Annotated in this window: 13 protein-coding genes; 4 read left to right on the forward strand and 9 right to left on the reverse strand. The window is 67.4% G+C overall.

What is annotated here, in order from left to right; all coding sequences use genetic code 11:
* The first annotated feature begins 25 nt into the window (after positions 1–25).
* Positions 26–331 (forward strand): SDR family NAD(P)-dependent oxidoreductase, encoded by a 306-nt coding sequence (locus N8I84_RS00520; RefSeq protein WP_263227307.1) that lies wholly within the window; start codon positions 26–28, stop codon positions 329–331.
* A gap of 154 nt (positions 332–485) precedes the next feature.
* On the opposite strand, the gene N8I84_RS00525 is transcribed toward N8I84_RS00520, so the two are convergent.
* The 5 genes from N8I84_RS00525 to N8I84_RS00545 all read right to left on the reverse strand — a co-directional run bounded on the left by N8I84_RS00525 (position 486) and on the right by N8I84_RS00545 (position 5,882).
* Entirely contained in the window at positions 486–1,460 is a 975-nt protein-coding gene (locus N8I84_RS00525) for a DUF6807 domain-containing protein (protein WP_263227308.1), read from the reverse strand.
* Positions 1,457–2,572 (reverse strand): Gfo/Idh/MocA family protein, encoded by a 1,116-nt coding sequence (locus N8I84_RS00530; protein ID WP_263227309.1) that lies wholly within the window; start codon positions 2,570–2,572, stop codon positions 1,457–1,459. Before N8I84_RS00530 ends, N8I84_RS00525 begins: the two co-directional genes overlap by 4 nt.
* Positions 2,573–2,667: 95 nt before the next feature.
* Positions 2,668–3,972, reverse strand: a complete 1,305-nt coding sequence (locus tag N8I84_RS00535) for an ABC transporter substrate-binding protein (protein WP_263227310.1) — start codon at positions 3,970–3,972, stop codon at positions 2,668–2,670.
* A 100-nt stretch (positions 3,973–4,072) separates the two neighbouring features.
* Positions 4,073–4,969, reverse strand: coding sequence for a carbohydrate ABC transporter permease (locus tag N8I84_RS00540; protein ID WP_263227312.1), 897 nt, complete (start codon positions 4,967–4,969; stop codon positions 4,073–4,075).
* Entirely contained in the window at positions 4,962–5,882 is a 921-nt protein-coding gene (locus N8I84_RS00545; RefSeq protein ID WP_263227314.1) for a carbohydrate ABC transporter permease, read from the reverse strand. The genes N8I84_RS00540 and N8I84_RS00545 overlap by 8 nt, the downstream gene beginning before the upstream one ends.
* A 183-nt stretch (positions 5,883–6,065) precedes the next feature.
* On the opposite strand from N8I84_RS00545, the gene N8I84_RS00550 reads away from it, so the two are divergent.
* Positions 6,066–7,100, forward strand: a complete 1,035-nt coding sequence (locus tag N8I84_RS00550) for a LacI family DNA-binding transcriptional regulator (RefSeq protein ID WP_263227317.1) — start codon at positions 6,066–6,068, stop codon at positions 7,098–7,100.
* Positions 7,101–7,240: 140 nt separating this feature from the next.
* Here the strand turns inward: N8I84_RS00550 and N8I84_RS00555 are convergent, their stop codons facing one another.
* Positions 7,241–7,951, reverse strand: coding sequence for a cupin domain-containing protein (locus N8I84_RS00555; protein ID WP_263227318.1), 711 nt, complete (start codon positions 7,949–7,951; stop codon positions 7,241–7,243).
* 128 nt (positions 7,952–8,079) lie between these two features.
* Here N8I84_RS00555 and N8I84_RS00560 point away from each other — a divergent pair, with 128 nt between their 5' ends.
* A complete protein-coding gene (locus tag N8I84_RS00560; RefSeq protein WP_263227319.1) occupies positions 8,080–8,724 on the forward strand; it encodes an SGNH/GDSL hydrolase family protein in 645 nt (214 codons plus the stop codon).
* A gap of 106 nt (positions 8,725–8,830) precedes the next feature.
* Here the strand turns inward: N8I84_RS00560 and N8I84_RS00565 are convergent, their stop codons facing one another.
* The 3 genes from N8I84_RS00565 to N8I84_RS00575 form a co-directional block, all read right to left on the reverse strand.
* Complete coding sequence (locus N8I84_RS00565; protein WP_263227321.1) at positions 8,831–11,107, reverse strand: right-handed parallel beta-helix repeat-containing protein; 2,277 nt, start codon at positions 11,105–11,107, stop codon at positions 8,831–8,833.
* 659 nt (positions 11,108–11,766) lie between these two features.
* Positions 11,767–14,196, reverse strand: a complete 2,430-nt coding sequence (locus N8I84_RS00570; protein WP_263227323.1) for an RICIN domain-containing protein — start codon at positions 14,194–14,196, stop codon at positions 11,767–11,769.
* 408 nt (positions 14,197–14,604) lie between these two features.
* Positions 14,605–15,639, reverse strand: coding sequence for a LacI family DNA-binding transcriptional regulator (locus N8I84_RS00575; RefSeq protein WP_263227324.1), 1,035 nt, complete (start codon positions 15,637–15,639; stop codon positions 14,605–14,607).
* A gap of 303 nt (positions 15,640–15,942) precedes the next feature.
* Here N8I84_RS00575 and N8I84_RS00580 point away from each other — a divergent pair, with 303 nt between their 5' ends.
* A complete protein-coding gene (locus tag N8I84_RS00580) occupies positions 15,943–16,935 on the forward strand; it encodes a LacI family DNA-binding transcriptional regulator (protein ID WP_263227326.1) in 993 nt (330 codons plus the stop codon).
* The last annotated feature ends 129 nt before the right edge of the window (positions 16,936–17,064 follow it).

Here is a 17,064-nt window from a genome sequence, read left to right on the forward strand (position 1 = left end):
ACGACCCGAGCTGACGAACCAGACCATGCACTCCGCCGCTAAGGGCTGCCTCATCGCACTGGCGCGTGGCACCGCCGTCGAGTGGGCGGCACACAACATCCGCGTCAATGTGGTGCCACCCGGTCTGACCGTGACGCCGTTCATCGAGGCGTCCTACCCGCGGTGGCCCGATCCCGCCGGCTATCGGCGCACCAGGGAGGACACGATCCCGCTCGGCCGACTCGCCACACCGGACGGGGTCGCCGACGCGATTCTCTTCCTGGCCTGCCCGGAGTCGTCGTACATCACCGGCGCCGTCCTCCCCGTGGATGGCGGATACACGGCCTTCTGAGCCGAGCTTGCCGGGCTGGCCGGGCAGGCGTCACGGCTCGCGACGTTCGGCCTGCGTGAACATGGACACCCCACACCGACTGGGCCATGGCCGAGCTGAGCGCCACGGACTGCGCTCAGCTCGTCATCATCGCCATACGCCGGCCAGCGCTGTTTCATCCAGCCACGGGGTCGACGTAGGGGGTTGCACCGGCCGCCGGGCCGGCGGCGACCACGGAGGCCTCGGACCGTGTCAGTACCTCGCGCACCGCGTCCACGAGTGCAGGGGCCGCGGCGGCGTCGGCATCGGCGATGCCCACGCCGTAGCGGAACCGCACGGTGGAGCCGTCCTCGATGGTCAGTTCCTCGCTGAAGAACGGGGCCGGGTTGAGGCAGGCGAACTCCTCTGAGCGGGCGAACCACTGCGGCGGGTGGCAGGGGTTGGCCGCGTCGTCGACCATGAGGACGAGCGACTGCTCGTCGGACTCGTCGTGGCGGCCCTCGAAGCCCATCCACTGCATGCGCCGGCCGCGCACCTCATCGCCGCCCAGACCCTCCTCGGTGACGAACCGGCCGCCGGTGAACGACCGTGGGCCGCGCCAGAACAGCCCGCCGTAGCCGGCGTTCTCCCGCCCCTTGGTGGTGGGCGATCCCATGGAGACGTCCTTTCCGGAGACGTTGGTCATCTCCGTCTCGAACGTCAGCGCCCATGCCTCGGGGGAGATCAGCTCCGCGTGCAGCCTCCTGCGTTCGGTGAAGAACAGCGCGCTGGACTGGGTGATCCACTCCAGTTCGTGCGCGAAGGTCGCCGTAGCGCCGTCCCGGTCGAGGGTGGTGAGCCGGCGGTGCGCCTGGGTGCCGTTGTTCTCCAGCTGGACGTAGAAACGGCCGTGGATGTAGGTGGGGCCGCCCCAGAAGTTCTCCTCGCCGACGTGGGGCAGGGACCAGGCGATGCCCTTGTGCCACACATGGTCGTGGGGGCGGAACAGGCTGACCGTCTTGCCGCCACGGGTGCGCAGGGGGTGGATGTAGGGCTTGGGTGACTCCAGTTGGACGGTGTCCGGCTGGTACACGTAGCGGAAGAGTTCGGTGTCGCCGTCGCGGACGGTGACCGAGGCACCCACGTCGTGGCTGATCTGCAGAGCGTTCATACGAGGGCTTCCTTGATGGGTTCCCAGGGCACGGCGCCGCCGTCCATGCTGAACGTGAACGGGTCGTCGCCGCTCAGTTCCCCTGCGGCTACGGGGACTCTGCGGAAGGCCGAGGCGTAGGTCGCCGCGGCGAACTCCAGGGTGCGGCGCGCCTCCGGCAGGGAGACGCCGGGTTCCTGACCGCCATCCCAGGCGTCGAAGATCGCCTCGATCTGGACCCTGTGACCGCTCGTGACGTCCGGCCCGTGAGCGTCGGCCCAGAGGGCGGCGAGCTCCTCGTGGCCCGGTGCCGGGGTGAATCGCCAGTGCTCCTCGCGGTAGCCGTAGAGGTGCTCGAGTTCTACCGTGGCGTGCTCGAAGTCGAAGCGCAGGCGTGACGTCTCCCGCGGGGACAGTAGGGAGTTGACCACCGTGGCGAGGGCTCCGCCCTCGAACCGGACGGCGGCGACCGAGACGTCCTCGGTGTCCGTGGGCCGGGCCTGGCGGTCGGCGAGTGCCGTGATCCGGGACCAGGGGCCGAGGACCGACAGCATCAGGTCGAACTGATGGATGCCGTGTCCCATGGTGGGGCCGCCTCCCTCGACGTCCCAGCGTCCCCGCCACGGCACGTCGAAGTATGCGTCGGGCCGGTACCAGAGGGTTTCGCAGGTGGCGACCAGCGGCCGGCCCAGTGCGCCGGACGCGGCCAGTCGGCGCAGGCGTACGGCCGCCGCGCCATAGCGGTGCTGAAAGACCGTCAGGACCCTGGAGCCGGTCTGCTCCTGCACCGCCGCCAGGTGGTCCATCTCGCGCAGGCTCAGCGCCGTCGGCTTCTCCACCAGTGCGGTGACGCCTGCCCGCATCGCCAGGGATGCCAGGGGTGCGTGGGTCTGCGGTGGCGTACAGATGTGCACGAGATCGAACTCGTCGCTCTCCAGCAGGTCCTTCGGGTCACTGAAGACCCGCGGCGCGGAGAAACGGTCGGCGAACTCGGCGGCACGTGTCCGGTCGACATCGGCCACGGCGACCAGCCGTGCGCGTTCGGAGAGTTCGGTGAGGGCTTCGGCATGGGCGTGGGCGATACCGCCGGTGCCGATGATGGCCACGCGGTACGGCGGCCGGGAGCTGGGCATGGGTGGTTTCTCTCTCTTGGTTTTCCGACTCGCTTTGCGCGGGGATCTCCCCGGGGCCGCGGGAGGCGGAGGGGCGGCGGCCCCCGGGAGAGAGGTCACTTGGCCGCGTCGATCTCGCCCTGCAGCTCCTTGATGAAGGCCTTCGCAGCGGCGTCGGGCGAGGTCTTCCCGAAGTAGACGTCCTGGCTGTAGCGCTGCAGCTCCGGCTCGATCCCGCTTCCGCCGTTGGGCGTCACGACCGGCGACTCACCCGGCGTCACCTCGTTCATGTAGTCGACGGCCGCCTTGTCGGTCCCCGCCAGACCCGACTGGAGGTGCTGGAGCATCTTCTTGTTCGCGGGGATTCCACGCTCGGTCTTGAGGATGTCCGCAGCCGTCGAGTCATTGAGCAGGAAGTTGACGAACTCGGCAGCTTCGGCCGGGTGCTTGCTCTGGCTCGAGACCGCCCAGTACATGGAGGGCTTGAAGAAGTTAGCCTTGGTTGTGCCGACGTGGGGCATCTGGAGCAGCTTCAGATGCGCGCCCGTCGCCTGCTGCAGCGCAGTGACCTGGGTGTTGTAGCCCCCCATCATGGCTGTCTTCCCGGTGGCGAAGCTGCCGGCGGTGATGCCGGCGGTAAGGTCTTCGACCATCGTCGAGGTCTTGACGCTGGCCCCGGACGAGATGAGGCCCAGACCGTACTTCCACATGCCAGCGAGCGTCTCGGGCTGCAGCGAGACATTGCCATCCTTGTCGAAAAGGTTCTCGCCGTGCTGACGAGCCCAGTACTTGATATCTCCGGCGGAGAACCCGAACGCGCCGGACGTGCCGTGGATCTTGCCGCCGCTCTTGTCCGTCAGCTCCTTGGCGACCTTGGCGTAGTCGTCCCACGTCCACGTCTTGTCGTCGGGGAGGGCCACACCGTACTTCTTGAACAGGTCGGTGTTCACGATGACGGACATGACGCCGATGCCGACGGGAAGCGCGTACTGCGTACCGCCGACCTGTCCTGTGGCGAGGGCCTTGGCGTCGAACTGCGAGGTGTCAAGGAACTTTTTGGCGTTGCCGAGGTCGTACAGCGCTCCGCGGTCCGCGTAGGACGCGAGGTAGAGCTCGTCCATCTGGACGACGTCGGGCGAGTCCTTGGCCGCGGTCGTCGTGGCGAGCGCGTCCCAGTAGCCGTTCCAGTCCTTGTACTGTCCCTTGATCTTGATGTTGGGGTGCTTCTTCTCGAACGCCGCGATGGCCTCGTCGGTGAGCTTGGCGCGGACGTCCGCTCCCCAATAGGTGAGGCGGAGGGTGACCGGCTTGTCGCTGAGCTTGGCAGGGGTGTCAGTGCTGCTGCCGGAGCAGGCGGTCAGTACGAGCGAGAGTGAGGCGGTCGTTCCGATCGCGACGCGTCTGAAGGGGCTGGCGTGCATGTGTTTCTCCTGTGCGTGAGGTGGGTGAGATTGATGGCTGCGGCGCGACCGGGCGGCCATGACCCGCTCGCCTCCGCATGTCCGGCAGTAGCCCCCGCAGTTACTTGCCGCCGGTGGTCGCGATGCCTCGCAGCAGGAAGCGCTGTCCGGCGAGGAAGACGAGGAAGACTGGAACGAGCGACACCACGCTCATGGCGAACACCGAACCCCAGTCCGTCGCGCTCTGCTGGTCGACGAAGGCCCGCAGAGCGAGAGGCGTCGTGTACTTGTCCGGGTCGGTGAGGTAAATGAGCTGGGTGTAGAAGTCGTTCCAGGTCCAGATGAAGGTGAAGATCGCGGTCGTCGCCAGCGCCGGGACCATCAGCGGCAGGATGACGTGGAAGAAGATCCGCGCGTGCCCGGCGCCGTCGATCCGTGCTGCCTCGTCGATCTCCCGCGGGATGCCACGGATGAACTGCACCATCAGGAAGATGAAGAAGGCGTCGGTCGCCAGGAACTTCGGCACGATCAGGGGCAGGAAGGTGTTGACCCAGCCGAGCTGCGAGTACAGGACGTACTGCGGCACGATGATCACGTGGATCGGCAGCATGATCGTGACGAGCATGATGGCGAACCACACGCGCTTCGCCTTGAACTCGAGCCTGGCGAACGCGTAGGCGGCCAGGGAGCAAGCGAGGAGATTGCCGAGGATCGCGCCGGTCACGACGATCAACGAGTTGATCAGGTAATGGCTGAACGGGTGGGAGAAGGCGTTCCAGCCGTTGCTGTAGTTCTCCACCCGCAGGTGCGTCAGGGCGAGCCCCGCGTTGCGGAAGATCTCGCTGTTCGGGCGCAGAGAGCTGACCACCATCCACAGGACGGGGTACAGCATCATCAGGCCACAGGCGATGAGCAGGACGTGTTTGAGGAGAGCGCGGATCCTGCGCTTTCCGCGGCCCGCCGCGAACGAGCGGGTTGCGGGCAGCGTGCGGGGTACGGCTATGGCGCGGTCAGTCATCGTAAAACACCCAGTACTTTGAGGCCCAGAAGTTGATGGCGGTGAAGACCGCGACGATGAGGAGCAGGAGCCACGCGAGCGCGGACGCGTACCCCATGTCGAAGTGGCCGAACCCGCGCTGGTAGAGGTACAGCGAGTAGAAGAGGGTGGAGTCGGCGGGGCCTCCGGTGCCGCCCGAGACCACGAAGGCCTGGGTGAACGTCTGGAAGGCGTGGATGATCTGCAGCACCAGGTTGAAGAAGATGATCGGTGTCAGCATCGGGATCGTGATGCTGCGGAACTGGCGCCAGCGCTTCGCGCCGTCGACGGCTGCCGCCTCGTAAAGGGAGGTCGGAATCTGCCGCAGGCCGGCCAGGAAGATGACCATGGGGGCACCGAACGTCCAGACGTTCAGGACGATGAGGGTCGACAACGCGGTTCCTGGCTCCGAGACCCAACCCTGTCCGTGGATGCCGAACAGGCCGAGGCCCTTGTTCACCAGACCACTTGTCCCGAAGACCGTGCGCCACAGCACGGCGATCGCGACGCTGCCGCCAATCAGTGAGGGCAGATAGAAGACGGAGCGGTAGAAGGCAAGGCCCCGCACTCCCTTGTCCATCAGCAGCGCGAGTCCCAGGGCCAGCGCCAGCTGCAACGGGACGGAGACCAGGACGTAGGTGAAGGTCACTTGCAGCGACTGGTGCAGACGCTCGTCGTGGAGCATGCGCGTCCAGTTGTCCAGCCCGCTGAACTGCGGCGGCTGCAACAGGTTGTACTTGGTGAAGCTCAGGTAGAGCGAGGCCAGCATCGGGCCGAGAGTGATCCCGAACAGCCCGACGAACCATGGCAGAAGGAAGAAGAACGCCGCCTTGTTCTGCTGTCGCGCGCCCCGTTGAGACCCGCGCAGCCGGCGTAGTTCGTTGATGGAGCTCACGGCACTGCTCCCTTGAGCGGCGGCATCGGAAACACAGTGGTGCGGGCCCGTCCCGGGCCACGCTCCCCCAAAAAAGAGATCGTTCACTCTGGGGTTGCGAGGACACTAGTGAACGATCACTTTTTGCGTCAATAGTGTGTACCCTCTGACTTCCCTACGTTGGCGTAAGGCTGGGAGATGCGGATGGACGGCGCTGACACGGCGCAACGAAGGCCGACGATCACCGACGTGGCGCGCCTCGCCGGCGTGTCACCCCAGACGGTGTCGCGGTACCTGCGGTTCAACGGCGGGCTGAAGCCCACGACCCTGGAACGCGTGGAGAAGGCGATCCGCGAACTGGACTACCGCCCCAACCTGGTGGCGCGGTCCATGCGCACGAGGAAGACCGGCCGACTGGCAATCCTCATGCCCGCCATGGCCTTCAACCCCTCCCGCATGCTGGCGGGAGCCAGCGCGACGGCACACACCGCGGGATACTTCGTGGACGTCGTCAGCGCCGCGGGCGGCATAGGGGCCAGGAGTGAACGCCTGCTGGAACTCGCCGACTCAGGACAGTTCGAAGGCATCCTCTCCCTCGCCCCCGTACTCCCCTCGGTGCAGAACAAACTGCACCAGAGGACGACCGTGGTGATCTCGGCCGACTTCGACGACGAGATGCGCAGCATCGGAGAGTTGGCCGACGCCACGCCCCTGGTGCGGATGATCGAGCACCTGGCGGCGCTCGGCCACTCCCGTTTCCTGCATGTGGCGGGCGACGCGCAGTTCGCCTCCGCGAGGGCGCGCAAGCAGAGCTATCTGGACACGATCGAACGCCTCGGGCTCGAGTCCGTCGGAGTCTTCGACGGCGACTGGTCCGGCGAGTCCGGCATCGAGGCGATCCGGTCGCTCCCGAACCGTTCACGGCCGACCGCGGTGATAGCGGCCAACGACCTGGTCGCCGCCGGTGTCGTCCGGGGCGCCCGGGAGCGCGGCTGGGACGTGCCGGGCGACGTCAGCGTCACCGGCTGGGACAACGTCGCCGTCGGGCAGTTCATGACCCCGTCCCTGACCACCGTCGACGTGGACCTCGAACGACTCGGTAGCAAGGCCATGGCCAAGCTGATCGCGAGTTTGAGCGACACGGCACCCGAGACGAATGAGGAAACGCTGTTCAGGATCATCTGGCGGGAGTCGACGGCCGAGCCGCCTACGACAGGGCACCCCGCTCACAGGCGGTGACCAGTGCTGGTGCCGCCACCAGAGTCGGCGCGGAGGAGGTGGACCATGTCCGTCCCCTCTGCCCGCGCTGCCGTCCGGCCGGCTTTCCGGGCGAGCCGGCACGGCGGGGCGCACCGCAAGGCCTCGGGCCCGCATCGGCATCAATTCTCGTAGACGTCCAGCCGTCCGCACATCCCGAACTTCCCGCGAGCAGCAGGCCGTTCTGACCGTACGACGGCATCCGCGAGGTGGGGGTACTCCCCCCGTTCCAGCGCGTCGAGCTGCACCCCGGTAGCCGCGGCGGCGGCCTCGGCACCCCGTCGCCACCGCTCGCGCCACTCGGCGATGCGCGGCCGTACGAGCGCCGCGGCGGCCCGGTGGAACGCGGCCAAGGCCTGCGGCCCCTCAGCCTCGCGCAAGGCCCGGAAGCCCTCCATCGCGAGGTCCCGACGGGCCCGGGCCACGCGCTCCTGCTCCTCCTCGGGTGCGTCGGCCGGGATGACGGTGGCACGCGTGTACGTCTCCGGATCGGTCAAGTACTCCGGGGGCAGCGTCAGGACGGCGTCACCCGCCTCCGGCAGCCCACTGTTCTGCATCAGAACAGTGATCCGGAGATCGCCCTCGTTGACCAGACGGTGGATGGTGCCGGGCGTGAACCAGGCGAGGGTACCGGCCTCGAGCGGAGTGACCTCGTACCCGGACGCCGTCAGCGTCTGCACAGCCCCGCGGCCGCCGGTGACGACGTAAGCCTCTGAACACGCCAGGTGCATATGAGGGGTACCCCCGCACGCCCCGTCGGCGGCGGGCCAGTCGTACACCGACAGATGCGAGATGGCGACGCCCCCGGGCAGTTCAGCCTTGGTTGCAGTCATGCGTGTGCGCATTTCCATTTCGTGACAGTAAGCGCTTTCCATCTCTCTCAATTTACGCGCTCCTCACCCACCAAGTCAATGTTCTGCCTAGAATCAGGCCTGAAATAGCGGAGTGCAGGGAGGATGATGTGGACAACGGGTTGGCGGGCAGGAGTGTCTATGCCTTTGGCGACAGCATTGTGTACGGACACGTGTATCCGCGCAGTTTTGCGGACCTCGTCGCCGAGCAAGAGAGCATGACCCTCACCAAGTTCGCCCGGAACGGCGCCACCATTGGCGCCGACCCACATGCTTCCGGTGGGCAGATACTTGCCCAGGTCGAGGAGGCGACCGACATCGCGCCGGACTTCGTCATCTTCGACGGGGGCACCAACGACGCACAGTCGATCTTCCGGGATCGGGCGTACGACGTGGGCACCTACGCGGAAGAACTGGAGAGGACACTGAACACGATGAAGCGGAAATGGCCGACCGCTCGCATCGTGTACGTCGCCGCCCACAAACTCGGCTCGAGGGACTGGGACACTCAGATGGCTCTGCGCAAGGTGACCTTGCAGGCCTGTCGCCAGTCGGATGTCGCCATTGCCGACGTTTTCGGGGAGACCACGTTCGACACCCGCGATGATGGCCAGCGGGTGAAATACACATTCGACGATCTGGTCAACGGTTTTCCTGGTACAGACGGATCGGGAACGCACCCCAACATGGCCGGTATTACCACATTCTATGTGCCGGTGGTAAGCGCCAGGCTGCAGCAGATTTCACTACGCTGAACAGTGCGGCAATCAGCTCTGCCGGGCCGATATCGGCCCGGCAGAGCTGATTGCCTTTTTCAGGACGTCAGCGCACTGAGGCCCCACTGCTGATTTTGTCCGGCTGTCACTGGCCGTATGCGGAGCCGCGCGCGATCCGCACGTCGTCCACGTAAACCGACCCGCGCTCACCCCCGTTCGAGTACCAGGCGATCTTCGCGATCCCCGGCATCGAGGTACGGAACGCGGCATCGGTCAGCACGCGCCGGCCGTCTATGTCCAGGTCGAAGCTCTGGTTCACGGTGTCCACCGTCAGCGTGACCCGGTACCACTTGCCATTCGTGTACGTACCGACCACAGAGTCCGTGGTTCCCTGATACGCGTGGATCTGGCCGCGGGCGAACGCGACGCTGACCGCCTGGGTGCCGCTGGAGTTGTACACGTAGGGCAACCCGAACCAGCCCGCCTGCGTGTCGTTGCGCATCACCTGCGCCTCGATGGTCACCAGGCCCTGCAGCGGGGTGCTGAATAGCCGGGCGAGGTTGGTCCCGTCGGTGCCGCCGCCATCGACGGTGCGGGTCAGCCGGACGCTCTTGTCGGTGGCGGACGGCGTCTCCACCACGGAGATGTCGTTGTTGGTCGAGATGACTCGCCAACCGTTGGTCCCGTTGGTGAGCACGCCGGTCGCCAGGTTGTCGAACGTGTCCGTGAACGCGATGTCGGGCGCCCCGCGTTCGAAGGCACCGATCTCCGGACCGTTCCCGATCGGCACAGGAGCCCCGGCGAAGTCGAGGCCGCCGTTGCCGGTGACGGTGGCACCGGCGTCGACGAACGGCGAACCGGACTGGAGCGCGAAGTTCGCCGCCGTGTCGAACCTCGGGCCGTTCACGTCGCCGTAGGGCCCTGTGACGGACGGATTGACGAGCATCGGGCTCCCGACCTTGCGCGTCGCGTCGGACGTGGGCACGGTGGTCAGGTTGGACGAGTACCCGTTGTTGCGGTAGGTGATGGTCGACTGCTGAAGGAACTGGGGCGAGTTCGGTACGGAGTCGAACAGGTTGTTGGTCAGCGTCGCCGTGCCCGCAACACCGCCGGTCACCATGATCGTCGAAGCGGCGTTGTAGAAGGTGTTGTTGTAGAGGTTCGCGACAGCGCCCGTCGCGCCCTGACTCATGTTCAGGTTCCACCGGGAGGTGCCGGTCACGACGTTGTAGCGGACCACCACGCTGCCGAACTTGACCGCGGTGTTGCACGCGCAGAGCAGGATGCCGTCGCCGTTGTCGTGGAGGTAGTTGTACTGGAACAGCTGGTTCGTGGTGCCGATGTCGGGGTCCAGGCCATTCTGGTCAGCACCGCCCGACGAGAGGTGGGTGCCCATGATCTCGTTGTGCTGGACGGTGACGCTGTCGGCCATGTTGGTCTCGACACCGGAGACGCCGACCCGGTCGATCACGTTGCCCTCGACGAGTCCGTCCCGGACGCCGGTGAGGTAGATGCCGTTGCAACCGTAGGGGGTGTTCGACTGAGTGATGTAGTTGCCGCGGAACGTGACGTTGGTGTACGGGTTGTAGTTGGGGTCGGTGGCCGTGGCGCGCTTGCCCCAGCCGGTGTAGACGGCACCGGGCGCGTCACCGGCGTACTGCTTCGTGACGATCCCCGCGAACGAGGTGTTCTTGATGGTGGAGTTCTCCACGGTGATGTCGTCGAGCACCGTGGGGGCGCCGGGCGCGGTGATGTCCTGGACGCCGGTGAGGAAGGCGATGCCGCCGGTGTCCTTCGAACGGTCCCAGCCCTGTTGGAAGGTGATGCCCGGCTTGTTGTTGGCCGTGCTGCCGCCGACCCACTTGACCTCGCCGGTGACATCGTGCACGTCGACCGAGTCGATCACGAAGTGGTGCAGGGTCTGGCCGTTGTCGCCGTGCACGCCGATGCCGCGGAAGTCGCCGAGTTTCGAACCGTCCGTCGTGCCCGTGGGTACCTCGTTCGACACGTCGAGGTTGCGGATCTCCCAGTACTGCTGGTTGTTCAGCCGCACCGCGTCGCCGACGGTGCCCTGGCCGGCGATCTTCGGCTTGGCACCCGTTCCGTAGCTGTCGATGGAGATCGGTGCCCCGTCGGTGCCGGATCCCTTCGGCCACAGCTGCCCTGTCCAGCTGTCACCGGCCTCGAAGCGAATGACGTCGCCGGGCTGGAACGTCGTCGAGTTCACCTTGGTCAGTGAGCGCCAAGGAGCGCTGCTGCTGGTTCCGGCGTTGCTGTCGTTGCCGCTCGTGCTCACGTAATACGTGGTGCCCGCGGCGTAGGCCCGCTGCGCGGGGATGAGCACGATCGACGCGAGCACGACGGCCAGCACGCACAGTGCGGCCGCTGTCGCTCGTGACACGAGTCTTCGGTTGACGGTCATCGTCCTCTTCTTGTCGTCGCTGGTGGTGAGGTACCGGCTCCTGTCGTGCCGCCTGTTGCCGCGACGTCGTGTAACGGCTCGGGACGCCGGTCTTTCGGGGCCGCGCGGTGGGTCCACCAAGGGGTGCGCGACGGCATGTCTGCGGATTCGCCTGGCCGGACCACATCGGGGACCGGGCTCGGCGGCTCCAGCTGGGCGTGGCGCCCGTTCTGAGCAATGCCGCGCGACCACTGAAGTTCGCCGAGCATCCTCATGCTTGTCCCTCAGGCCGCTTGGGAAATCGTATTCCGCGCAGTGTGCCCAGCGTTGAGAGAGTGAGTCAAGGTTTCGAGCTGATGAACGCGTCAGCGATGTGCAGGACTCCGCCGGAAGACGAACGGCAGGTCAACGGGGCCCTCGGCGGCGACTCGGCCGGCCGCGGCAACCAAGCGGCTGTAGTACAAGGGGATCTCGTCCGAGGCAGCCTCTCCCGTTCGTGCGCGAGGCGGACCCTGCGGCGGCGAGTCCAGGCAGGGCCTGGTCGTCAAGGGGGCGAGCTCCACGTCCCGGTGCACGGGCGGGGCAGGCGGCGGGGAGGTCCGGCCTGCCTCGCCCGTGGGCTTCGCCGGGTGCTCTCGGCAACGGGCGAATCGAGCCGTTGCCGAGAGGTGCTCAGTCGGTCAGGCCACCTTCACCAGCTTCCATCGCTGGTTGCTGCTGCCGTTCGTGAACCACTGGTCGATGGGGGTGTTGTCGGTGGTCCCGGCTTGGTACACGTCGACCTTGTACCCGTTCGAACGGGACTCGATGGTGTAGGTGCCGCTGCCGGCCGGGGCGATCAGCCACTGCTGGCTGACGCTCCCGCTGGGGGTCCCCAGCTGCAACTGGGCGCCGGGCCAGGTGGACGCGGCGTTGATGTCGAGGGCCTTGCCGCTGGTGACACCTGTGACGGTGAGGTAGCCGGCGCTGGTGTAGGCCAGCTTCCACTGCTGGCTGCCGCTGTTCGCGTCGGTCTTCTGGACGACGGGTGTGCCGTCGCTGGTTCCACCGTTGTAGGCGGTGAGCACCTTGCCACTGCTGACGCTGACGATCTTGTAGGTGCCGGACAGGTCGCTGACCGGTTCGTGGGTGACGGAGAAGTCGGAGTATTCGACGGGGTAGTAGCCGGCCGTGCCCAGGCCGACCAGGCCCGCACCGTAGCTTGTGTCGGTGACTGTGCCGACGGTGTTCCCGTCGATCTTGGCGATGATGGTGCTGTCCTGGAAGGTCAGGGAGAGGTTGTGCCAGGTGCCCGTGCCGGGCGCGGTGACGGTACCGCTGGCCAGGGTGGTCCAGTTCCACGCGTTGGTGCCGTTGGTGTCGGTCTTCAGCAGCGACCAGGCTCCGGTGTCGGACAGGCGCAGGTGGTAGGCGTTCATCCCCCCGGCGCTGAACTTCGTCTGGGTGCCGACACGGCCGAGGAGCTCTGCGGAGCTGCCGCTCTTCTCCAGCAGGACGTCGGAGCTGACCGTGTAGTTGCTCCAGCCGACGTCACCCATGATGGTGTAGGGCTGGGTGGCGTTCGTGGCCGGGTACCACCAGATGATCGGCTTCTGCGGTGCGGTCTGGCGCAGGCACTGGCCGGTGCGGCCCCCGGTGCAGGGGGCGGCCTGGAAGGCGCCGTTCATGGAGGCGAAGTACTTCGCCTCCTGCCCGGTGCTGTAGCCGGCGAAGGAGTCCGAGTACGGCATGACGAGCCGGTTGCGGGCGGGTGAGGTGACCGTGCCGGCACCCTGACCGGTGGTGGTGGTCACGGTGTAGACGTGACCGGGGTCCAGGGTGAGGCTGTACGTGCCGTTGGTGGCGGTCAGGTCACTGTTCTGCACCATGTGGGGGGTGGCGCCGCCGGGCTGCGAGAGATCGGTGGACCACACGTGCAGGGTGCCGCCGGGCAGGCCGCCGGCCACGTTCAGGGTGACCGTCTGGGACGCGGTGGCGTCCATGGTCTCGAAGACGGTGCTCCAGGCGCTCTTGTCGGGCGCTGCGTAGCTGACGTAGCTGCCGTTGGCGCGGTCGCCGCCGAGGTAGCCGGAGGCGCTGTCGAGGTACTTCCAGCCGGGCGAGGTGAACTGCGTGGTTTGGGCGATGGACCAGGCGGTGCGGGAGACGCTGTAGGCACCGGACCACGGCTGGTTCGCGGTGACCAGGCCCTGGTCGTGGAAGTAGAGGTTCTGGTAGTCGGAGGCCAGCATGGGCCAGTTGATGTACGCGCTCAACTTGGCGTCGAGGTAGCCGCGGTTGATGGCGCGGGCGACCGGGGCCGCCCCGGTTTCGGCGTTCTCCGAGCCGTTCTCGCTGGCCCAGAGCTGCTTGCCCAGCGACTGGGCGTCTGCGGAGGAGGAGCAGCTGGTCATCGCGGACGCGTACGTGCAGGGGTAGTGCGCGCCGACGATGTCCACGGCGTTGTTCAGGGCGCTGTCGGTCTTCATGGCCGTGGCGATGTTCCAGTTGGTCTCATCGCTGCCGACCAGCCTGGCCGAGGTGTAGCCGTTCGCCCTCAGGGCCGACTTGAGCTGCTCGTAGAAGGAGGCGCTGTACGTCTTCTCGTTCAGGCCGCCGATGTAGTCGATGCTCAGGCCGTGCTGCTTGGCACAGCCCAGCCAGTCGATCAGGTAGTTGATCCCGTCCGTCGAGTAGAAGTTGCCGTTGCCGATCCAGCCGGGGGCGCCCCAGGCCAGGGCGAACAGCTTGATGTTGGGGTTACGGGCTTTGGCCTGCTCCATCACCCACCACTCGTAGCCGGCGTTGCAGTCGATGTTGCCCTTTGAGTGCTCGAAGCTGGCCTCGGAGCCATCGGTCGAGTTGGTGTCGCCGCCGATCTCGACCTTGAGGATTTGCAGCGCCGCGCCGTAACCGGGCTTGAACAGGTAGTCCAGGATCTGGCTTCGCTGGGTGGCCGGGTAGTCGACCAGCAGGCGGGTGTTGCCGCCGCCGCCGCTGAGCGCGCCGACACCGTCGAAGGTGCGGCCGCTGCTGGTGCCGTCCACGGTGATCGCCGTGTTGGTCGCGGCGTACGCGGGCGACACTGCTCGGCCGGTCAGCAGGGCCAGTCCGAGGAGCAGGGCGGCCATGGCCGCCAACCGTCTGGTGTGCCTGTCAGGCAGGCTCAAAGCATTGTGCACGGGCGTCTTCCTTGGAGGAGGTGCGGGTGTGAGTTGCACTGAAACGCGGCCCCGGGCCCTCTTGCGTGGGACCGAACGTCCGGCAGGGGCCCACGAAAGCTGGGGTGGTCGTACTCGTACTGGGTTTGATCGGTCGACTGCACATCGATCCCCACGGGGGTGCCGGGGGCAGGTCGGGCAACCGCTGGCGTTTGCCGAAAGCCCTCACGTCTGCACTCGGAACCGGCCGGGAAATCGTATTCCGCGCGCAGTCTGGCCCTCTGTGATCGAAAGCGTCAAGCGTTTGCGCGACGGTGCCTGGGGGTCCTCGGTGCGTCGACTGCCCTCCACCGGCCGCGCGGTCGGCTGAGGGGCGGTTCAGGCCACGCGGATCGCCGTGCTGTCGCGCACCACGACCTGCCCGCGCATCATCAACTGCTCTGCTTCCGCACGAGCCGTGAGTGCGAGGCGGACCGCCTCGGCACCCGCCTGCGCCAGCGGCAACGACACGGTCGTCAGCCGCGGTGTCACATCGGTCGCGAGTTCGATGTCGTCGAAACCGGTCAGTGAGACGTCCGCCGGCACCGCCACCCCGGCAGCCCGGAAGGCGGACATCGCACCGATGGCGATGGTGTCGTTGGCGGCGAGCACCGCATGGGGTGGCTCCAGCCCTTCGGCGACCAGCCTCTGCGCCGCGTCGAATCCCCCTTGGCGGCTCACCGCACAATGCGAGATCCGGATGTGCCGCTCCTCGACGCCGCCGTCGTGGAGCCCGGCCATGAAGCCGGCGGTGCGGGCGGAGACGTTCCCCCGCCCGCGGGCGCCAGCCAGGATCGTCACGTGCCGATGCCCCCACCCGGCGATGTGATGGGCGAGTTCCTTTGCCGAGCCGTGGTTGTCGAAGCTGATGGAGTCGAACGGCATGTCGGTGTCGCCGACGATCACGACCCGGCCGCCGTCGCGTTCGTAGCCGAGCAGCTCGTCGAGCAGGCGCCCGCCCAGGGCGTTCGCGTCGAGGCGGCTGGAGGTCAGGATGAGCGCACGGGGCCGGAGGGCACGCTGCAGCCGGACGGTTTCCAGCTGGCGCTCGGCGGTGCCGTGGGTCGACGAGACGGTCACGAACGCCCCGGCGTCGCGCGCCTGCCGTTCCATCGCCGCGGCGACCATTCCCATCGACGGGGTCGTGAGGTCGTCGCCGACGACAGCGATCGAGTCGTTCGCGCGCCGCATCGCCCGGGCCGAGGCGTCGGCGGTGTAGCGCAGCGCAGCCGCGGCGGCAAGGACCCGCTGCCGGTATTCCGCCGCGACCGTCCGGGAGCTGCCGCCCAGGACTCGTGACGCAGTCGGTACCGACACACCGGCGGCCGCCGCCACATCACGCAGAGTGACGGTCGGTCTGGCTGGATGAGGCATCGTGCCGTTCCCTCCCCGCATCACGAGACGAGCCGCCGTGGACGGTTCCGAGGATATCCGTGACCGGCCCTCTACGGGACGCGGACGGTTTCGTCGATCGCGGTTCCGCAACGGCGCGCGACTCTCGGCGGTGTATCCGAAGGCGCGAGCGTTCTGCTGCGGAGTGACCTTCCGTGATCACCCCACACTCCAAGGCGCTGTGCGGCTCGGTGCACAATGTGCGGCATGGAAGATGGGTCGGCAGCGCCTCCGCCCCCCCGCGGGAAGGCCGTATCCGGGGAGCGTCAAGCGACCCTGCGTGATGTGGCGCGGGCGGCGGGTGTCTCGCAGGCCACCGCGTCGCGCGTGCTCAACGGCAGCATCCGGAACGTCCGGCAGGAGAACGCCGCACGTGTGCTCGCCGCAGCCGCTGAGCTCGACTACACGCCGCACCTGTCCGCCCAGGCGATCGCGCGGGGATCGACCAACACCGCCGCGCTGGTCGTCAACGGTGTCGACGACCCGTACTTCTCCTCCATCGCGGGAGGGGTGACGCAGGCGGCGGAGGCCGCCGGACTCATCGTCACCATGGCGGTCGCGGACCGCTCCCCCGAACGGGAACTCCAGATCGTCAAGACCCTGCGCGGCATGCGGCCCCGCGCCATCATCCTGACCGGCAGCCGCATCGACGGCACCGACACCCGCGCACCCCTCGTCGAGGAGCTCGACGCCTACCGGGAAGCGGGCGGCAGCGTGGTCCTGATCAGCCGGCACGACCTGCCGTTCCACACCGTCAGCATCGACAACTACGGTGGAGCGCGGCAGCTCGCCCGCGCGCTGGTCGGCCTCGGCTACCGGCGGTTCGCGGTGGTCCGCGCAGGCGTCGCACTCAAGACGTCCCGTGACCGGTGCGATGGCTTCGTGGAGGGCCTTCGCGAGTTGAACATCGACGTGGACGAGCGGTTCGTGGTCGAAGCCGAGTTCAGCCGCCGAGGCGGTTGTGCGGCGGGCCGCGAGCTCGTCCGGAGGGGCCTGGCCGGCACCGAACTCGTCTTCGCCGTCAACGACGTCATGGCGATCGGCGTCATGACCGCCTTCCGCGACGCCGGGCTGGTCCCCGGCCAGGACGTCGCCGTCGCCGGCTTCGACGACATCGGCCCAGCGGTGGACGTCCACCCGGCGCTGACCACCGTGACCGTACCTCTGCACCAGGTCGGGCTCTGCGCGATGGAACTCGCGCTCTCCGACGACGATGCCACGCGGATCGTACCGATCTCCACGAACGTCGTCCTGCGGGACAGCACACCCCGGCGATGACACGCCCTCGCGGTGGTCGCCGGTGCTTCTGGCACACGGAGCGGCGGGAGTGGCCGGATCCCTGGGCGGTCAGCCCGCATGTCGCGCGCGGCGTCACCGTCGTCGGCCCCACCTCCCCGGCCCACCACG

Origin of the sequence: Streptomyces cynarae, assembly GCF_025642135.1 — a bacterium.
GTDB lineage: Bacteria > Actinomycetota > Actinomycetes > Streptomycetales > Streptomycetaceae > Streptomyces > Streptomyces cynarae.